The organism is Polaribacter sp. Asnod6-C07 (assembly GCF_045063625.1).
Classification (GTDB): domain Bacteria; phylum Bacteroidota; class Bacteroidia; order Flavobacteriales; family Flavobacteriaceae; genus Polaribacter; species Polaribacter vadi_A.
The window spans coordinates 1,095,253-1,114,668 of the sequence record NZ_JBEFOF010000005.1 but is presented as its reverse complement, the minus strand read 5'-3'; the positions used below and the strand labels follow the sequence as shown (position 1 = coordinate 1,114,668).

The following is a 19,416-nucleotide window of genomic DNA, read 5'->3' as shown; positions in this document are numbered from 1 at the left end:
ATGAAAAAGAAACTCCTAATCATTTTAGTCTTTACAATTTCAAGTTTTAGTTATTCCCAAAAAGTTACGTTAACAGGTTTTGTAAAAGACAGTTTACAAAATCCTTTACCATACACAAATGTAATAGCAAAACCCAAAGATGTGTCTAAAAATTTGCAATTTGCTATTACCGATAATGAGGGTTATTACAAGTTAATTTTACAAAAAGGAGATACGATTACTATTAGTATTTCTTACTTGGGTTATAAACCTTTAGATTATCAATTTATCGCGTTAAAAGACAGCAAAAAAGACTTTGTTTTACAACAATCTTCAGAACAATTAGATGAGGTAATAATTGAAATGCCTGTAACTGTTAGAGGAGATACTACAACCTATAAAACCAATAAATTTATAGACGGTTCAGAGCGTAAGCTTAAAAATGTATTAAAAAAACTACCTGGAGTTGAGGTAGATAAAAATGGCGGAGTTACAGTACAAGGAAAAAAAGTAACCAAAATGCTGGTAGATGGTAAAAAGTTTTTTGGTGGTAATTCTAAATTGGCAGTAGAAAATATCCCTGCAGATGCTGTAGGTAATGTAGAGGTTATAGACAATTACAACGAAGTTTCTTTTCTAAAAGGTTTATCAGATTCTGATGAAATGGCAATGAACATCAACCTAAAAGAAGATAAAAAACGTTTTGTTTTTGGTGATGTAGAAGCTGGTAAAGGCAATAAAGAGTTTTATAAAACAAGTGCCAATTTGTTTTATTATTCACCCAAAACCAATGTTAACTTTATAGGAAACATCAATAATATAGGCGAAAAAACATTTACGTTCAGAGATTATATGAGTTTTTCAGGAGGAGTAAATGCCATTTTTAGCGGTAATTTTAGTTGGAAAGGTGGCGATTTTTCTCAATTTATGCAGAGTAATGATGTGCTAAAAAGTCAACAAAAATTTGGAGCGTTAAATATTTCAAAAACAGCAACTCAAAAATTGGATGTTTCTGGGTATGCTATTTTTTCGAATTCAGAAACATCGAGTTTAGTAGAAAACCTAAATGAGTATACCAGTTTTGCAGAAGATAGAACTCGAAAAACAAATTTCCATAATTTATTAGGAATTGGGAATTTAAATTTAGAATACACACCCAATTCCAAATCGAAATTCTATGCAAGAACGCAAGTAAAAAGAACCAATAATACCAATAATCAAAATTTAACAAGTAGTATAAGCGCAAATACAAATACCATTGTAACAGACAGAGATTTAACAGCTACTTACATCAACCAAAATATAGAATGGCACAAAAGGAAAAATGACAAGCACACGTTTTCGTCAGTCATCAATTATACGTTTGATAAAAGTAATAAAACCGCTTTTTGGGAAACCCAAGATCCTATTTTACAAGGATTAATTCCTGCTGATAATAACCAAGCACTATTACGAATTAATCAATTAAAAAACACCCAAGAACATAATTTTGATGGCGTTTTTAAACACTTTTGGGAAATTAACAACAGCAATCACATTTATACAACTTTAGGAAACAAATTTTTGCAAGAAGATTTTTTTACAGAAGACGTTCAAGTTTTAGATAATAATACTGTAAATAATTTCGCCAATGGCGGATTTGGAAACGATGTAAATTTTAGCTTGAACGATTTTTTTGTAGGAATACATTACAAATTCAGAGCAGGGATTTTTACCCTAAAACAAGGAATATTTGCCCATAAATACGATTGGAATATTAATCAAAATATAACTACGGATGTTGGAAAATGGGAGGTTTTACCTGATTTTTTAGCCAAAATTGAGTTTAATAAATCAAAAAAAATCACCATAAATTACAACTTAAAAACTTCTTTTTCTGATGCCAGTAAATTCGCCAATCGTTTTTATTTGCAATCGTACAATTCCGTTTTTAAAGGAAATGAAAATCTACAAAACAACTTATTCCATAGTGCAAGAATTTATTATAGCAGATTTAGTTTGTACAGAGGTTTAATGTTGTTTGCAAGTGTAAATTACAACAAACAAATACGTGGAGTAAGAAACACGGTTGATTTTAATGACATCAATCAATTTTTAACAGTAAAAATGTTTGACAATCCATCAGAAGATTGGCGAGGAAATATTCACTTAGAAAAAACCATAAAAAACCTAAAGTATAAATTTGATGTTGGTTTTAGCAACTCACAATACGTACAAGAACTAAACAATACCCTACAAACCAATACCAACAAAAATTACGATTATGAAATAGCAATTGAAACGTTGTTTGATAAATTCCCAACTATAGAAATTGGTTTTAAACAAGACATTGGCAATTTTACATCGAGTGCAACTACCACAAAGTTTGTAACTACAGCGCCTTTTATAAATATTGATTATAATTTTCTGGAAAACTTTATTTTTAATTTCGATTATACCAAAAGCAATTATCAAAATAAAACGTTGAATCAGAAAAACACCTACGAAATTGCCAATGTAACCTTATCTTACAAAAAGGAAAATTCTGCTTGGAGTTACAAAATAACAGCACAAAATCTGTTGAATGCACAATTTAAACAAAGTAATAGTTTTTCAGATTTTTTAATTTCTGATTCCAAAACTTTTATTTTGCCAAGAATTTTGCTCTTTTCTATAGGGTATAATTTGTAGGTTTCAGTCTCCAGTTAAAGTTTTGTAGCTAACAGTGAACTGCTACTGCTAATTGCGTGCTTTTTTACTTCCTCCCAAAATCTGCAGGAATTTCTCCCCAAGCTTTGGTTTCCCATTTTAAAATTGGGTTTTTAAAAGAGTTGTTTTTAAGCCAATTTTCGGCTCTTTTAATCAAGTCTAATAAGTCTTTGTTAGCAGTATCAAAATGAAGGTTGGTTTTGCATTTTTTTTGACGAATCCAACTCATAGCGATTCTAGAATCAGAATAAATAGGAATGTTTTCTTTGTTTTTACTCTTTAATAACGCAATTCCATGCACTAATGCTAAAAATTCACCAATATTATTTGTCCCTTTTTGGTAAGGTCCTTTTCTAAAAATTTCTTTTTTACTGTGTGTAAAAACACCTCTATATTCCATTTTACCTGGATTTCCAGCACAAGCAGCATCAACAGAAATACTCTCTAAAATTGGCGAACCATACTTGGCTTTTTCAGAAGAAGATAATGTGGGTTTTTTAGTGTTTTTACCTTTATAATCTTCATATTTTCCTTCGGATGCTTTTTCGGCTTCACCTAAATCAGCAAAAGATTTGTATTGAGCACCATCAAAACCATCAATTTGAGCTTTACAAACTTTCCAAGAAGTAAAAACTCCTGTTTTTCTCCCTTTCCAAACTACATAAAACTTTTTTTTAGCCATTTGTAGATAAAATTACTTCTTCTATAACTTTTGGAAAATACTGTTGTTCTAAAAGATGAATCTTTTCTGCAATTTTTTCTGGAGTATCTGTATCATTTAACGCTGTTTTTGCTTGAAAAATGATAGCACCTTCATCATAATTTGCATTTACATAGTGAATTGTAATACCAGTTTCTGGTTCGTTATTTTCTTTTACAGCTCTATGAACGTTCATCCCATACATTCCTTTTCCACCATAATTTGGCAATAAAGCAGGATGAATATTTATAATTTTATTAGGAAAAGCATCAATTATTTTTTCAGGAATTTTCCATAAAAAACCAGCCAAAACAATAAAATCTGCTTCTTCTTTTAAAATATTAAGTATAAAATCCGAAGAAAAAAACTCTTCTTTTTTAAAGTGTAAAGAATTAGTGTTTAATCTTTTACACCTATCAAAAACCTTGGCACGCTCATTGTTACATAACAATTTAGTAACCTTAGCGGTTTTAGTATGATTAAAAAACTTTATAATGTTTTCTGCGTTCGTTCCAGAACCAGAAGCAAAAACAACAATACGCTTCATAACTACATTTCTAAGCTACAAAAAAAAGAATAAATATTAACAAATTGATTATTTTTAAGGGAGATTAATTTTTTTTCTTTACATTTAGTAATCATTTTTCGGGCAAATATTAGTTATAAATATAAAGATTTGTATTTTTGCGCCGATTTAAATTTTAAAAAACAAAAAAATTATGTCAGACATTGCATCAAGAGTAAAAGCTATTATCGTAGACAAATTAGGAGTAGACGATAACGAAGTAACAACAGAAGCTAGCTTCACAAATGATTTAGGAGCAGATTCTTTAGATACTGTTGAGTTAATTATGGAATTCGAAAAAGAATTCGATATTCAAATTCCAGATGACCAAGCAGAAAACATCGGAACTGTAGGTCAAGCAGTTAGCTATATAGAAGAAGCAAAAAAGTAATATTTATATGCAATTAAAACGAGTTGTAGTAACTGGACTTGGCGCATTAACGCCAATTGGTAATAATATTGAAGAATATTGGAACGCTTTAATTAACGGAGTTAGTGGAGCAGCACCTATCACACACTTTGATGCTGCCAAGTTCAAGACTCGTTTTGCATGTGAGTTAAAGGGTTTCAAAGTCAATGATTTTATTGATAGAAAAGAAGCTCGAAGAATGGATAAATTTACACAGTATGCTGTTGTAGCTGCTGATGAAGCCATTCAAGATGCTAAATTAAATTTAGACGAGATTAACAAATTACGTGTTGGCGTAATTTGGGGAGCAGGTATAGGAGGCTTAGAAACTTTTCAAAACGAAGCCATGAATTTTGGAGCTGGAGATGGCACACCAAGATTTAATCCTTTCTTTATCCCAAAAATGATTGCAGATATTGCTCCAGGACACATTTCTATTAAAAATGGATTTATGGGGCCAAATTATACTACAGTTTCTGCATGTGCATCTTCTGCAAACGCAATGATTGATGCTTTAAATTACATTAGATTAGGACATTGTGATGTTATTGTAACAGGTGGTTCAGAAGCTGCTGTTACTCAGGCTGGTGTTGGTGGTTTTAATGCCATGAAAGCATTATCTGAAAGAAATGATGATTATAAAACTGCTTCTAGACCTTTTGATGCAGAACGAGATGGTTTTGTTTTAGGTGAAGGTGCAGGTGCCATTATTTTAGAAGAATATGAACACGCAAAAGCAAGAGGTGCCAAAATTTATGCAGAAGTAATAGGTGGTGGTATGTCTTCTGATGCTTATCATATGACAGCTCCACATCCAGAAGGAATTGGTGTAATTGCAGTAATGAAAAACTGTTTAGAAAATTCTGGAATAAATCCAGAAGATGTAGATCATATTAATACACATGGTACTTCTACTCCTTTAGGAGATGTTGCTGAATTAAAAGCAATTTCTGAGGTTTTTGGAGATCATGCTAAGAACATCAATATAAATTCTACCAAATCTATGACTGGGCATTTATTAGGTGCTGCAGGTGCAATAGAATCTATAGCTTCTATTTTAGCTATGGAAAATGGTATTATTCCTCCTACTATTAACCATGCAACTATTGATGAAAATATTAATCCTGAATTAAATCTTACGCTTAATAAGGCTCAAAAAAGAGATATTAAGGTAGCAATGAGTAATACATTTGGTTTTGGTGGGCATAATGCTTGTGTAGCCTTTAAGAAGTTGGTGGAATAAAAATGAAAATTAATTTAATTCGTAAAATAGTTAGAAGACCTCCTAAAGCTAAAGAAGATAGGGCTTTGTACTACGAATTAAAAGAATTACTAAATTTTACACCAAGAAGTTTAAGTAAATACAAAAAAGCTTTTACACATAGATCTGTACAGTTATCAGACGAAAAAGGAAATCCTATAAACTACGAACGTTTAGAGTTTTTAGGAGATTCTATTTTAGGCTCTGTAATTGCTGCATATCTTTATAAAAAAGTGCCAACAGGTTCAGAGGGTTATCTAACACAAATGCGCTCTAAAATAGTAAGTAGAGAACATTTAAATGAACTGGGTAAAGATTTAGACTTAATTCGTTTCATTAATAGTAATGTAGATGAAGCCAATGTTGGCGAAAACATTCATGGAAATATTTTTGAAGCTTTAGTTGGTGCAATTTATTTAGATAAAGGCTATAATTTTTCGCAAAAATTTATTTTTGAAAACGTAATATTACCTTATGTTGATATAGAAAGGTTAGAAGGTAAAATTACAAGCTACAAAGGGCTAATTATAGAATGGTGCCAAAAACAAAAGAAAAAGTATAAGTTTGACACTTATGAAGATACAGGTAATGACCCTGTAAAACACTTTAGTGTTCGAGTTAGTATAGATGGAGAACAAATTGCAAAAGGTAGAGCTACATCTAAAAAAAAGGCAGAAGAACAAGCCTCAAAAAGAGTTTATTACGCTTTCCAAAGCCAAATTTCAGAGGGCTAAATACGATAACGTTTTCGTTAAAATAACATTGAAACTCATAAACTATTAGTAAATTAGCGTTGTAAAAACATAAAAACGCCAGTTTCTATTCATGCAAATTCATTCATTAGGTTTAGATATATGCGAAGAAGAATATTCATTAATTGGAATTCATACAGCATTAGAAGACTTCAAGTTAGCCTATCTATTGAATAAAAAGTTAGGAACCAGTTTTTATAAAGCTAAAGAAGATTTAAATTTTGAAGAAAAACAAAATGAAACTTCTTTTTCAATATTTAATTATTCAAATAACAAATATGATTTCGAGTGGTTTTTAATAGCTAATAGCTCTAAAAGAGAAAATCAAAAAGAATCTAACGAACTTTTATTAACATCAGAAACAAAAACATATTTAATACCAGAAAAGAAAAAAGTAGATTTTTTTATTAAAATTTCTGGTAGTTTACAGTATAATTTTGTTGAAGAAATTATAAACAAAATCAAAACAATAGATCAAGTAATTACTTCTTATATAATAGATAAGAACAAATTAAAATCAAAAGACTTTTTAATATTTTAGAAATTATGGCACACAGTAATAAAACAAAAATAGTTGCAACTTTAGGACCTGCAATAGATACTAAAGAGAAAATGAAAGAACTAGCCATAGCTGGTGTAAATGTTTTTCGAATTAATTTTTCTCATGCAAACTATGACATTGTAGAACAAAATGTAAATAGAATTAGAGAAATAAATGAAGAAAACGGATTTAACATTGCCATTCTAGGAGATTTACAAGGACCAAAATTAAGAGTTGGTGTTATGGAAGATGATGTAGAATTAAAAGATGGAGACACTTTTACTTTTACAACAGATGAATGTATTGGTACCAAAGAAAAAGCTTTTATGACTTACCAACGTTTTCCTAAAGATGTAAAAGCAGGAGAACAAATTTTAGTAGATGATGGTAAATTACTTTTCGAAGTAATATCTACCAACAAAGAAAATGAAGTGGTTGTTAAAGTGTTAGTTGGTGGGCCTTTAAAGTCTAAAAAAGGTGTAAACTTACCAAACACAGATATTTCTTTACCTGCTTTAACAGAAAAAGATATGGAAGATGCTGTTTTTGCAATAGGGTTAGAAGTAGATTGGATTGCTTTATCTTTTGTAAGAAATCCAGAAGATTTAAGAATGTTACGCGATTTAATATCACAACATTCAGAATATAGAATTCCTGTTATTGCAAAAATAGAAAAGCCAGAAGCTGTTAAAAACTTAGACGCATTAATACCTTATTGTGATGGTTTAATGGTTGCTCGTGGAGATTTAGGTGTAGAAATACCAATGCAAGACGTCCCATTAATTCAAAAGAAATTAGTTAGAAGAGCAAAAAGAGCAAGAATACCTGTAATTATTGCTACTCAGATGATGGAAACAATGATCGATAATTCTGTGCCAACTAGAGCAGAGGTAAATGATGTTGCCAATTCTATTATGGATGGTGCAGATGCTGTAATGCTTTCTGGAGAAACATCTGTGGGGAAACATCCATTAAGAGTTATTCAAAAAATGTCTGAAATTATTAGAGCAACAGAAAACTCTAGAATGATAAAAGTGCCACAAGAAGCACCACATATTAGAACCAATAGATTTATAACAAAATCTATTTGTCATCATGCAGCAATGATGGCTAATGATACAGATGCAGCAGCAATTTCTACTTTAACAAATAGTGGTTATACAGCATTTCAAATTTCTTCATGGAGACCAAGAACACACGTTTTAGCTTTTTCTACAGAAAGAAGAATATTAGGTAAATTAAATTTACTTTGGGGAGTTAAAGCGTATTATTACGATAAAAACTTAACTACAGATGATACTGTAGAAGACATAAATAGAATAGCTAAAGAAAAAGGTTATGTAAAATCTGGTGATTTAATTATAAACTTAGCATCTATGCCAGCAGAAGCTAGAGGTATGGTAAATACTTTAAGAGTTTCTGAAATTGAGTAATTAATTTCTGATAATTAAAAGCATAAAAAAAGCGTTTTGAATTTTTCAAAACGCTTTTTTTATGCTTTTAGAGTTTGGCTATAACTTTAATTTTTTACTGATGATAATAGCGTCATTAGTAACAAAAGGCATAGGCATCATTTCTTCGGATCTTGGATCAATGCTAAAATTAGGATTGGTTAACAAATCATAAGAAATCTCATTTAAAACAACATCTATTTCTTGGTTTATATCAACAGTAAATGATATTGTTAAATCTTCATCAGAATTTGCAAAATGATAAATTAAAAATGTTCCGCTTTTTTTAGTGTAGTTTTTCCCTTTTAGAACCAAAGCATCATTAACTTTAAATTGTTTTAAAGTGATTTTATTTTTGGTGATAAATTCTAATTTATTCACTTTTCTTTTAGGTGATATAGCTAGCTCTAAAAAACGATTATTACCAATTATTGTATCTATATCTACGCTAATATCCGAAGATAAAATATTTCTATAATCTGTTTTTTTATGATACTTAAAACGTGTGTTGTATTTACTTTTAGTTTCGGCATTTTTAATACTTCCTTTTGTGGCAGTTTTATCAAAAATTTGTTTTGTAAAGTTGTCTAACGTATTGTTGTAAGTGCCAAAATATGCAGTTTTATCATCAGAATTTTGAATGTAAACAATGCTGTTTGGTTTTTTATTATCAACAGAAAAATTACTATTATAAGACGCTAATCCGAAGAAAATAAAAGTAAGAATTATACTAAATCTCAACATCCATTTAGCTTTTTTATTGTAAAAAACTAGTGACATTAACCCAAAAATTAAGGCGATTAAAATGCCACTTATAAAAAGATTTTTTAAACCTAAACCAACAGGAAACATCTGTATCATAGGCGAAAAAATGTAAATAGTGGGTATAGATAAAATTGTAAATAATATACGATTTGAGCGATCATCAAAATACATAAAAAGAGAAATAGCTAAAATGAATAAAGCTATAAATACAGGAATTATAAAAAAACCAGCACCTTTTAAATAAATACTAATAAAAAGGTTGAGAATTAGCCATATAAATATTGGAGCAATGAGTAAATCTCTCGTTTTTTTCTGTTTTTTAAAGAATTTGTAAACGATGAGTAAGATGGTTAGGTTTAAAAATACAAAAGCAAAAATATAAGTGTAGCCATTGTAAGTAAAACCATGTAAAATGTCTTTATAATGAGGGTGAATAGTCTCTATAAGTTGCCAGCCATAAAATGAAATTACACCACATATAACAATAGAAATTAAAAAAGGAATAAAGCCCATTAAACTACCTTTTATTGTTATTTTTTTTGATGAAAATCCGTAGATTAAAAGTAGAATAAAAATAACAACTGCAATTATTAACATTGGTGTAACCCATGCAAAAGGATAGGTTAACATTTTTATAAAAGGAAAATTAACATAAACTAAATCTTCATCAGAATTTAGGTTTTCTAAATCAGAATTGGAAAAGTAATTAAGCGATTGCATTAAGTAATCTGCTTGGTGTAAGAGGGTTTCTCTGTCTAACCTTTCATAAGTGTCTTGTGCTGTATGATAATCGAAATGATCATCTATAAAAGCGAAATTAAAACCATTAATATTGGCTTCTTCTCTAAAAACGGTTAAATCTGTATCGTTAGGTAATTTTTTATAAATACTATACATTAAAGAATTTGCTACAGGAAAATTAGGTTTGGCAGCTAAAAATTCAGTTAATAATTTACTGTTTTTTCCATTTGTTTCCATTAACATATAACTAGGGCCTCCACTTCCTCTTGCTTCAAAGTTTAAAACCAAGCCAACATCTTTTGCCCATTTATGATTATCAATAAAAGCTTGAGCGCCTAATAAACCCAGTTCTTCAGAATCAGAAATTAGAATAATTATATCGTTTTTGTGCGATTTATTATTTGCTAAAAAAGCCCTTACACCTTCTATAATAGTTACAACTCCAGAACCAGCATCGCTTGCACCTTTAGAAGAATGTGGACTAGAATCGTAATGCGTTAAAAGCATTAATGCTTTTCCGTTTTCGGTACCTTTTATTCTTGCTAAAATGTTTTCTGTTGTTGTAGCTGCCATCCATTTTTTATTAATGGTGGTTTGGGTTTGTATTTCGGTTTCTAAACCCATTTTTTGCAATACGCTTACAATGTAATTCTGAACATTTTTATGTTCTGTTGTGCCTACAAAATGTGCGTTCTGACTAATGTTTTTTAGATGATGTAACGCATTATTTTTAGAAAATTTAGTTACTAAACTTATTTTTTCTTTATCTAAAGATGGTTTTAAATCATAAAAACTCCAATAAATAACAGCTAAAAGTATAAGTACAGATAAGACAGACGATAATCTTTTCATTTGGTTGTTCAATTTTTATAAAAGTACTAAATAAAAAAAACTTTGTACAAATGTTAAAATAGAACAGAAATTTCTGTAAATTTAAAAACAACTTAAAACTAACTTATTATGGGTATTAAAAGCTTTCAAGGAAAAAGAGATACAAGTCAAGGAAATGAAGAGTCTCAAATTTTAGTTTCTGATTATATGACAAAAAAACTAGTAACTTTTAAAGCAGAAGATTCTTTAGATGTAGTAATAAGTCAATTAATTAAATATAAAATTTCTGGAGGGCCAGTTGTAAATGATAAAAATGAGTTAATTGGTATTATTTCTGAAACAGATTGTATTAAACATATTTCTGAGAGTAAATATTACAACATGCCTTCTGATACTAATAATACTGTAGGTAAATATATGGTTACAGATGTAGATACTATAGACAAAGACATGAATATTTTTGATGCGGCTTTTAAATTTATATCTTCTCACAGAAGAAGATTTCCTGTTATAGATAATGGTAAATTAATTGGTCAATTAAGTCAAAAAGATGTTTTAAAAGCAGCTATTATTGTAAAAGGTAATACTTGGAAGTAGTGTTAAGATTCTTTTTTAATTAACAAAAACAGTTCGTTTTCTAGTGTTAAATAACCTTGATCATAAATGTAAAAATAGGTGTTACCTGTTTTTGTTTTATAGATCGATGTAAAGAAATTAAAATCGAAACCATTATTGTAAAGTTTTGTTCTGGTTACTTTGGTTTTACCAGAAACGTTTAATTCTGATAAGATTTTGTGATTTTTTCTAAGTCTATTATTAATATTTCTAATAAGATTTTTACTGTCTTTATTTACTTTATTATTGTAAGAGTTTCTGCAATAATCAGAACAAAATTTTTTGTCTATTCTTCCTTTTACAGGCGTTTGGCATTCTAAACACAGTTTATTTTCCATAATTGTAAATGTACAATAAACTTACTCGATTACAAACGTTTACCATTGGCTTAGTGCTACTTACATCAGGATAAACGTTTCCAGTAATTACTTTACTTAAAAGGAGAAGCTTTATTTTGGGGATAATTTTTGGTGTAAGGCTACTTTTTAAGTACTGAAGGATTAGATGAGGTGATATGCGAAACATCTAAAATGTCATGATTTGAAATGAGTTTTATTTTTTTATGTGTCTAATCTTTAATCCATAGCTCCCTTTTTTAACAAAAGTTTTTATTACAAATGGTTTAAGTATAAGTCAAAAAAAAGGAATATTGAAGTAGAATAAAGAAATATTAAACTTTTTTAAGTTGATAAATGATTCTCTGATGTTAAGCAGTCTATTTAAAATAAAGGTTTGTGGTATGTAAAAGCCTTATTTTCTATTTGATCTAGTTGTAGTTTTGTTCTAGATTGTCTAATATCATAGGTTAGTTGTTTTACAGAAGATATTGGTAAAAATAATTTTTTCTATTCTAGGTTTTGAAAACCCAGCAAAAGTATCATCTGCAGGTATTGAAAAACCAATTTCTTTCTTTTTTTTAAAAAAAAGGTAAAATAATACCATTATTTTTTATGATAAAACTTGATTGTTAAACCTAATTCCTACTTCATAGTAAATATTTTTTAAGTGCAAAGAATTTAAAAAGGATATTAAAACTAAATTTGGATATACTTTTCTTAAGCCCTTATTTACTAAAAATAGAATTTATACAAGTATATATAATAACTCGTTTACTTACTTAATCGTATTTAATAACATGAGGTTAAAAGCATTTAAATGAATAAATAAACGCCTATTTATTAAAGTTAATTAGTTGTCTTTTTGATAAAAAAAACAGTTTAAATACTTGAAAAAAAGATTGATATGTTTTTTTTGATATTAAATAAATTGAAAATCTAGAAATAGATACAATTACTAAAAACAAAAAAGCCTTATCAAAAAATGATAAGGCTTTTTTTAAGCTCCCCCTCTTGGGCTCGAACCAAGGACCCTCTGATTAACAGTCAGATGCTCTAACCAACTGAGCTAAGGAGGAGTTTGCTTCACTTATTTTGTGATTAGCGAGTGCAAATATATATCTTTTTCTAATATTGCCAAATACTTTTGTAAAAAAAATAAAAAAAAACATTTAATTTTTTTATTGCAGAAAAAAACATAGTTTTTAACATTTATTGTATTTTTGTGAGTCATGATAGCTTATTAAAAAAGCATAAACTATAATATGGATAAATTTTCGTTTTTAAACGCAGTACATACAGGCTTTATAGCTGATTTATATGACAAATATTTAATCAATCCAGATTCAGTTGAACCAAGTTGGAGAAGTTTTTTTCAAGGATATGATTTAGCAAATGAAAATTACTCATTAACTGATGAAGAAGAGACTGTAGAAATACCTCAAGAAGTTCGTAAAGAATTTTTAGTTGTTGATTTAATTAATGGGTATAGAACTAGAGGCCATTTATTTACAAAAACTAATCCTGTTAGAGATAGAAGACAATATCAACCTACTTTAGATATCGAAAATTTTGGTTTGTCCGAAAACGATTTAGAGATTGAGTTTTCTGCAGGAGATATTCTTGGTTTGGGTAAAACATCGCTATCTAATATTATAGATAATTTAAAAAGTATTTATTGTGATTCTATTGGTGTAGAATACACTTACATGCGTAATCCAGAAAAATTAAAATGGTGGAATGATCGTTTAAATAAAAATGATAACCATCCAGATTATAGCACAGAAGCTAAAAAATACATTTTAGGTAAATTAAATCAAGCAGTAACTTTTGAAAGCTTTTTGCAAACAAAGTATGTAGGGCAAAAACGTTTTTCTTTAGAAGGTGGAGAAACTTTAATACCAGGTATTGCTGTAATGTTAAGAGATGCAGCAGAAAAATTTGGTGTAAAAGAATGTGTATTAGGTATGGCTCATAGAGGGCGTTTAAACACATTAGTAAATATCTTTAAAAAACCAGTAAGAGAACTTTTTAGCGAATTTGAAGGTAAAGATTTTGAAGATGAAGATATAGATGGAGATGTAAAATATCATTTAGGTTTAACTTTAAGTAAAACTTATAGAGATGGTAATGAGATTAAAATGAATTTAGTGCCAAATCCATCGCACTTAGAAACTGTTGCAGCTGTAGCAGAAGGAATTACAAGAGCTAAAATCGATAGAAAATATGATGGTGATTCAAGTAAGATATTACCAATCATAATACATGGAGATGCTGCAATTGCTGGTCAAGGAATTGCTTATGAAGTGGTTCAAATGGCAAAATTAAATGGTTATAAAACAGGAGGAACTGTACATATTGTTGTAAATAACCAAATAGGTTTTACAACCAATTATTTAGATGCGCGTTCAAGTACATATTGTACAGATGTTGGTAAAGTAACTTTATCGCCAGTTTTACACGTAAATGCAGATGATACTGAAGCTGTTTGTCATGCAATGGAAATGGCTTTAGAATTTAGAATGCGATTTGAAGCCGATGTTTTTATAGATTTATTAGGATATCGTAAATATGGGCATAATGAAGGTGATGAACCTCGTTTTACACAACCAAAATTATACAAAGCAATTTCAAAGCATAAAAATCCGAAAGATATTTATGCTTCGCAATTAATTGAAGAAGGTAGTATAGATAAAAGTTATTTAACTTCTATTACTAATGAGTTTAAAGAAATGCTGAATACTGAGTTCGATAAATCTAAAGAAGATACAACTTCTAAGGTTAAAGAATTTATGGAATCTACTTGGAAAGGTTTTGAGCGTCAAGAAAAAGGTGCTATGCTTACTACTTTAGATACCTCTTATTCAGAAGAAAACTTAAATAATATTGCAAAAATAGTTTCTACTGTGCCAGAAGGAGCTAATTTTGTTAGAAAAGCAGAAAGAATCTTACAAGGTAGAGCAAAAATGGCATTCGAAACCAATGAATTAGATTGGGGAATGGCAGAAAACTTGGCTTACGGTTCTTTAATGGAAGAAGGTTTTAATATTCGTATTTCTGGGCAAGATGTAGAAAGAGGTACTTTTTCTCACAGACATGCTATTTTAAGAGATGAAGTTTCTGAAGAAAGAATAAACCTACTAAATATTAACCCTAATAGTAAAGGTAAAATGACGATTTACAACTCGTTATTATCTGAATATGGGGTTTTAGGTTTCGATTATGGTTATGCAATGGGTAACCCTAATACATTAACAATTTGGGAAGCTCAGTTTGGAGATTTTTCTAATGGAGCACAGATAATGTTCGATCAATATATTTCTGCTGCAGAAGATAAATGGAAAGCTCAAAACGGAATTGTTGTTTTATTACCTCATGGTTATGAAGGGCAAGGTTCTGAGCACTCGTCTGCAAGAATAGAGCGTTATTTACAATTATGTGCAGAAGATAACATGACAGTTGCAAACTGTACAACACCTGCAAATTTCTATCATTTATTACGTCGTCAAATGAAACGTAATTATAGAAAACCTTTAATTGTATTTACACCAAAAAGTTTATTACGTCATCCAAAAGCTGTAAATACAATACAAGAATTAGCAAATGGCGAATTCCAAGAGGTTATAGATGATACTTTAAATACTGATGGAGTTAAAAAAATGGTGTTCTGTATGGGTAAATTCTATTACGATTTATTAGCAGAAAGGGAAGAGTTACAAAGAGATGATGTTGCTTTAATTAGAATAGAGCAATTATTCCCTTTACACGAAGAGAAAATTCAGAAAATTATAGACAGATATCCAAATGTTACAGAATATATTTGGGCACAAGAAGAGCCTAGAAATATGGGTGCTTGGAGTTATATGTTACAACGTTTTGAGTTAAAGAATTTAAGTGTTCGCTCTCGTAAATATTATGCAGTACCAGCTGCAGGTTCTAGTACACGTTTTAAAAAGCGTCATAGAGCAGTAATAGATAGTGTTTTTAGTAATGAATAAATGCGTTAAGGATAGAAACGACATCCTTTTTTACTTTCAGTTCGAGTAAAATTTCTTTTTGAGAAATTTTGTATCGAGAACAAAGTAAAAAAGATATAGTGTAAAGCCTGTTAAAACGCCCAAATAATAAAACGAAAAATTAAATTAAAATAGCTGATTAAATTCGGCATAAAGTAAAACCAGAACTGATGAGTGTCTTAGAAATGAAAGTTCCTTCTCCAGGAGAATCGATTACAGAAGTAGAAATTGCAACTTGGTTAGTTGAAGATGGAGACTACGTAGAAAAAGATCAACCAATTGCAGAAGTAGATTCTGACAAAGCAACTTTAGAATTGCCTGCAGAAGAAAGTGGTATTATCACTTTACAAGCAGAAGAAGGTGATGCTGTTGCTGTTGGTGCAGTGGTTTGTTTAATTGATACATCTGCTGCAAAACCAGAAGGTAGTGAGGCATCTGCACCAAAAGAAGAAGCTCCAAAAGAAGAGAAAAAACCAGAAGTAGCAGCTCCAAAAGCAGCAACTTATGCTACTGGTACAGCTTCTCCTGCAGCTAAAAAAGTATTAGCAGAAAAAGGAATTGCTTCATCTGCAGTAAAAGGTACAGGTAAAGATGGCAGAATTACTAAAGAAGATGCTGTAAAAGCAGTACCTTCTATGGGTACTCAGCCAGCAAATGGTTCTAGAGGTACAGAGCGTAAGAAAATGTCTATGTTACGTAGAAAAGTTGCGCAACGTTTAGTAGCTGTAAAAAGCGAAACTGCAATGTTAACTACGTTTAACGAGGTTAATATGCAACCAATTTTCGATTTACGTAATGAGTTTAAAGTAGCTTTTAAAGAAAAACACGGAGTTGGTTTAGGCTTTATGTCTTTCTTTACTTTAGCAGTAGTTAGAGCATTAAAATTATTTCCAGATGTTAATTCTATGATTGATGGAGATTTCCAAATAAAACACGATTTTCAAGATATTTCTATAGCAGTTTCTGGTCCTAAAGGATTAATGGTACCTGTAATTAGAAATGCAGAAAACTTATCTTTTAGAGGTGTAGAAAGTGAAGTAAAACGTTTAGCTTTAAGAGCTAGAGATGGGCAAATTACTATTGATGAAATGACAGGAGGTACATTTACAATCACAAATGGTGGTGTATTTGGTTCTATGTTATCTACACCAATTATCAACCCACCACAAAGTGGAATTTTAGGAATGCACAACATTGTAAACAGACCAATGGCTGTAAATGGCGGAATTGTTATTCAGCCAATTATGTATGTGGCATTATCTTACGATCATAGAATTGTAGATGGTAGAGAATCTGTTGGTTTCTTAGTAGCTGTAAAAGAAGCTTTAGAAAACCCAATTGAATTGTTAATGGATGGTAATCCTGCAAGAGCATTAGAAATGTAAGCAGTATTATTGTTAGATAAATATTAAAATCCTGAGCTTTTGCTTGGGATTTTTTCGTTTTATAAAGTTAGGTATTCTATAAAGTTATATTTTTATTCGAAAAATTAAAATTATATGAAAAAAATTGCCCTAATAGTTTTACTGTTGATTCTCTCTTGTAGTAAACCTACAAATAACTCACAAGCTAAAGATGACGTTAAGAAAAAGGATAAACTATTAGAAAAATACAATCCATCTTCAGATAAAGTTGTAATTACAGGAACTACAGATGATATTATAGGTTTTCAATATTTAAATATTAGTACTGAAAATAATATTGAATATTATAAACCTAATGATTTTAAAAAAGAAATAATTGGAGATTCTTTACATTTAGTTTTAAGTTCAATCGATAAACCACTATTTGCAGAAGTTTCTGCAAGTGGAAAAAATAAAAATTTTTATCGTGGTTGGGTGTTTATAATTCCAGGAGATACTGTAAAAATGAGTATCAAAAAAGGGAAAATGAAATTTAAAGGAAGAAATGCGATTTACAATAATTTTTATGGTGAATTAGATAAAAACACACCTCAATATAACAGAAATCCATATAATGGTAGCTTAATGGACTATAAAAAGAAGGCGAAGTCAATTTATAATCAAAGAACAGCTTACTTTCATAAATTTATAGAAAAGCATAAAATTGAATCAGAATATTTTATAAATACAATTACAATAAATTTAAGGCATAGATACTTGCATAATCTAATGAGTCCAGCAAATGTAAAAGCTCAGTTTTTAGAAGGTTGTTATTTTAATGAATCAGATGTGTTGTATTCGTTAATGTATAAAGAACAAGATAAAAACCCTGAAACCATTATAGATTTAAATAATTATTTTGAATCTATTTCACTTAATGAGTTTAAAAATCAAGCAGCTTTTGATAATTCTATGTTTTTTAGAATGAATATCAATGGATATATTAGAGACTATTTCTTGAAACCTAACTTAATTCCTTTTTCAAAAGAAAAGTTTATCGCCGAAAAAGAATTTATAGAAACAAATTTTGAAGGTGATATAAAGATTTTTGCTATTAAAGAATTGATTCGAGAGTTTCATGCAAAAGGATTTGGAAAAAGTAAACTTACTATTTCTTTGCTAAGAAATGTTATAAATGATTATGAAAAAGAATTTACTAAGCCTTCTTATATTGAGCTTATTGAAAAGGTTAAAGAAGATTTAAATAATTATAAATTCGACTTAAGCGAGTATGCACTAAAGAGTAAGTTTATAAATATTAATGGTGATACTTTAAGCTTAAAAGAAGTATTTAATCGTTCAAAAAAAAGAATTAAAGTAGTAGATTTTTGGGCAAGTTGGTGCCCTCCTTGTGTAAAGCAAATTAATGAGGGGAAAGCTTTTAAAGATCGTTTAGTGGTTGAAAATAATGTAGAGTGGATTTATATTTCACCTGAAAAAAATTATGAAAAGTGGTTAAAAGCAAATGAAAAATACAAGCACACTTTAAATTTTTATAATTCATTTTTTCTGATAAAAGGGCGTTCATCTTCACTTTCTAAGTATTTTAAAATTAATCAAATTCCTAGGTATATTATTTTTGATCAGCAAAATACAATCATTTTAAATAATGCACCTTCACCTTTAGAAAATAAAGTTTTTGAAACTATTATTGATGATATTTATGATAATAGAAATCAGTAATTTTCTTACAAGAGAGCTAAAATAATTAACAAAACCCCAAGCTTTTGTTTGGGGTTTTGTTAATTATTTTTAGATACTAATACTTAGAACCATCGTGTTTGCCAACTTCAAAACCGTGTTTTCCTAAATATTGATTACCACTATCAATGGCTCCTTCTTCCATAGTTGTTCCCATAGAATCATTCCATCTATTTAAATATCCGAATAAAGAAATTACACCTAACATTTCTACAATTTCTCCTTCATCCCAATACTTGTAAAGTTCAGTTTTTATTTCAGCATTTACAGCATTTGGTACCATGGAAGCAGCTAAAGAAAAATCTAAAGCAGCTCTTTCTGCATCCGAAAATGCTGGGTGAGTTTTATATTCCCAAATATTATCTAATTGTTCTTGTTCAGCTCCATATCGTTCTGCAGCTCTAATTGCATGTGCTTGGCAATATCTACAACCAGTTGCATTGCTAGAAACCCAAGCAATCATTCTTTTTAAAGCAGAAGTTACACGTCCTTCATTAGCCATAACAGCCATATTTAAGTTGATAAATGCTTTAGAAATTGCAGGTCTTCTTTGCATTGTTAAAACTGAATTTGGACAAAAACCTAATGTTTCATTAAAGAATTCTGCTAATTTTTTTGTTTCTAAATCGTGTTCTGCTGATAAAGGTGTTACTAATGCCATTT

Annotated in this window: 15 protein-coding genes and 1 tRNA gene; 10 read left to right on the top strand and 6 right to left on the bottom strand. The window is 29.6% G+C overall.

Going from position 1 to position 19,416, the window contains the following annotated elements:
* Positions 1-2,649 (top strand): carboxypeptidase-like regulatory domain-containing protein, encoded by a 2,649-nt coding sequence (locus ACJJVK_RS04460; RefSeq protein ID WP_405563608.1) that lies wholly within the window; start codon positions 1-3, stop codon positions 2,647-2,649.
* A 64-nt stretch (positions 2,650-2,713) separates the two neighbouring features.
* Here the strand turns inward: ACJJVK_RS04460 and ACJJVK_RS04455 are convergent, their stop codons facing one another.
* Together ACJJVK_RS04455 and ACJJVK_RS04450 are read right to left on the bottom strand one after the other, a co-directional pair.
* A complete protein-coding gene (locus tag ACJJVK_RS04455) occupies positions 2,714-3,349 on the bottom strand; it encodes a viroplasmin family protein (RefSeq protein WP_405563605.1) in 636 nt (211 codons plus the stop codon).
* Complete coding sequence (locus ACJJVK_RS04450) at positions 3,342-3,914, bottom strand: phosphoribosylglycinamide formyltransferase (RefSeq protein WP_405563604.1); 573 nt, start codon at positions 3,912-3,914, stop codon at positions 3,342-3,344. Before ACJJVK_RS04450 ends, ACJJVK_RS04455 begins: the two co-directional genes overlap by 8 nt.
* Before the next feature lie 172 nt (positions 3,915-4,086).
* On the opposite strand from ACJJVK_RS04450, the gene ACJJVK_RS04445 reads away from it, so the two are divergent.
* From ACJJVK_RS04445 to pyk, 5 genes are all read left to right on the top strand, one after another.
* On the top strand, positions 4,087-4,323 hold the full coding sequence (locus ACJJVK_RS04445) for an acyl carrier protein (protein WP_004569249.1): 237 nt from the start codon (positions 4,087-4,089) through the stop codon (positions 4,321-4,323).
* Between the two features lie 7 nt (positions 4,324-4,330).
* A complete protein-coding gene (gene fabF / locus ACJJVK_RS04440) occupies positions 4,331-5,584 on the top strand; it encodes a beta-ketoacyl-ACP synthase II (protein ID WP_215994264.1) in 1,254 nt (417 codons plus the stop codon).
* Positions 5,585-5,592: 8 nt separating this feature from the next.
* Entirely contained in the window at positions 5,593-6,336 is a 744-nt protein-coding gene (gene rnc / locus ACJJVK_RS04435; RefSeq protein WP_215994419.1) for a ribonuclease III, read from the top strand.
* Between the two features lie 91 nt (positions 6,337-6,427).
* Entirely contained in the window at positions 6,428-6,895 is a 468-nt protein-coding gene (locus ACJJVK_RS04430; RefSeq protein WP_215994265.1) for an IPExxxVDY family protein, read from the top strand.
* 5 nt (positions 6,896-6,900) lie between these two features.
* Complete coding sequence (gene pyk / locus ACJJVK_RS04425) at positions 6,901-8,328, top strand: pyruvate kinase (protein WP_215994266.1); 1,428 nt, start codon at positions 6,901-6,903, stop codon at positions 8,326-8,328.
* 78 nt (positions 8,329-8,406) lie between these two features.
* Here pyk and ACJJVK_RS04420 read toward each other — a convergent pair whose 3' ends face one another.
* A complete protein-coding gene (locus ACJJVK_RS04420; RefSeq protein WP_405563599.1) occupies positions 8,407-10,704 on the bottom strand; it encodes a M28 family peptidase in 2,298 nt (765 codons plus the stop codon).
* 108 nt (positions 10,705-10,812) lie between these two features.
* Here ACJJVK_RS04420 and ACJJVK_RS04415 point away from each other — a divergent pair, with 108 nt between their 5' ends.
* Positions 10,813-11,280: a CBS domain-containing protein gene (locus tag ACJJVK_RS04415; protein WP_215994268.1), complete on the top strand. Its 468-nt coding sequence runs from the start codon at positions 10,813-10,815 to the stop codon at positions 11,278-11,280.
* Positions 11,281-11,282: 2 nt separating this feature from the next.
* Here ACJJVK_RS04415 and ACJJVK_RS04410 read toward each other — a convergent pair whose 3' ends face one another.
* Entirely contained in the window at positions 11,283-11,636 is a 354-nt protein-coding gene (locus ACJJVK_RS04410; RefSeq protein WP_405563597.1) for a hypothetical protein, read from the bottom strand.
* Positions 11,637-12,638: 1,002 nt separating this feature from the next.
* A tRNA-Asn gene (locus ACJJVK_RS04405) sits at positions 12,639-12,712 on the bottom strand.
* 186 nt (positions 12,713-12,898) lie between these two features.
* On the opposite strand from ACJJVK_RS04405, the gene ACJJVK_RS04400 reads away from it, so the two are divergent.
* From ACJJVK_RS04400 to ACJJVK_RS04390, 3 genes are all read left to right on the top strand, one after another.
* Positions 12,899-15,631: a 2-oxoglutarate dehydrogenase E1 component gene (locus ACJJVK_RS04400; RefSeq protein WP_405563595.1), complete on the top strand. Its 2,733-nt coding sequence runs from the start codon at positions 12,899-12,901 to the stop codon at positions 15,629-15,631.
* Positions 15,632-15,819: 188 nt separating this feature from the next.
* Positions 15,820-17,034 (top strand): 2-oxoglutarate dehydrogenase complex dihydrolipoyllysine-residue succinyltransferase, encoded by a 1,215-nt coding sequence (gene odhB, locus ACJJVK_RS04395; RefSeq protein ID WP_405563592.1) that lies wholly within the window; start codon positions 15,820-15,822, stop codon positions 17,032-17,034.
* Between the two features lie 114 nt (positions 17,035-17,148).
* Entirely contained in the window at positions 17,149-18,735 is a 1,587-nt protein-coding gene (locus tag ACJJVK_RS04390; protein ID WP_405563590.1) for a TlpA family protein disulfide reductase, read from the top strand.
* A 76-nt stretch (positions 18,736-18,811) separates the two neighbouring features.
* On the opposite strand, the gene ACJJVK_RS04385 is transcribed toward ACJJVK_RS04390, so the two are convergent.
* Positions 18,812-19,414: a carboxymuconolactone decarboxylase family protein gene (locus ACJJVK_RS04385; RefSeq protein WP_215994273.1), complete on the bottom strand. Its 603-nt coding sequence runs from the start codon at positions 19,412-19,414 to the stop codon at positions 18,812-18,814.
* Positions 19,415-19,416 lie beyond the last annotated feature (2 nt).

Coding starts and splice junctions, on each gene's coding strand:
- ACJJVK_RS04385 (WP_215994273.1), bottom strand. CDS start 19,414: ATGGCATTAGTAACACCTTTATCAGCAGAACACGATTTAGAAACAAAA.
- ACJJVK_RS04400 (WP_405563595.1), top strand. CDS start 12,899: ATGGATAAATTTTCGTTTTTAAACGCAGTACATACAGGCTTTATAGCT.
- ACJJVK_RS04460 (WP_405563608.1), top strand. CDS start 1: ATGAAAAAGAAACTCCTAATCATTTTAGTCTTTACAATTTCAAGTTTT.
- fabF (WP_215994264.1), top strand. CDS start 4,331: ATGCAATTAAAACGAGTTGTAGTAACTGGACTTGGCGCATTAACGCCA.
- ACJJVK_RS04445 (WP_004569249.1), top strand. CDS start 4,087: ATGTCAGACATTGCATCAAGAGTAAAAGCTATTATCGTAGACAAATTA.
- pyk (WP_215994266.1), top strand. CDS start 6,901: ATGGCACACAGTAATAAAACAAAAATAGTTGCAACTTTAGGACCTGCA.
- ACJJVK_RS04410 (WP_405563597.1), bottom strand. CDS start 11,636: ATGGAAAATAAACTGTGTTTAGAATGCCAAACGCCTGTAAAAGGAAGA.
- odhB (WP_405563592.1), top strand. CDS start 15,820: ATGAGTGTCTTAGAAATGAAAGTTCCTTCTCCAGGAGAATCGATTACA.
- ACJJVK_RS04415 (WP_215994268.1), top strand. CDS start 10,813: ATGGGTATTAAAAGCTTTCAAGGAAAAAGAGATACAAGTCAAGGAAAT.
- ACJJVK_RS04430 (WP_215994265.1), top strand. CDS start 6,428: ATGCAAATTCATTCATTAGGTTTAGATATATGCGAAGAAGAATATTCA.
- ACJJVK_RS04390 (WP_405563590.1), top strand. CDS start 17,149: ATGAAAAAAATTGCCCTAATAGTTTTACTGTTGATTCTCTCTTGTAGT.
- ACJJVK_RS04450 (WP_405563604.1), bottom strand. CDS start 3,914: ATGAAGCGTATTGTTGTTTTTGCTTCTGGTTCTGGAACGAACGCAGAA.
- ACJJVK_RS04455 (WP_405563605.1), bottom strand. CDS start 3,349: ATGGCTAAAAAAAAGTTTTATGTAGTTTGGAAAGGGAGAAAAACAGGA.
- ACJJVK_RS04420 (WP_405563599.1), bottom strand. CDS start 10,704: ATGAAAAGATTATCGTCTGTCTTATCTGTACTTATACTTTTAGCTGTT.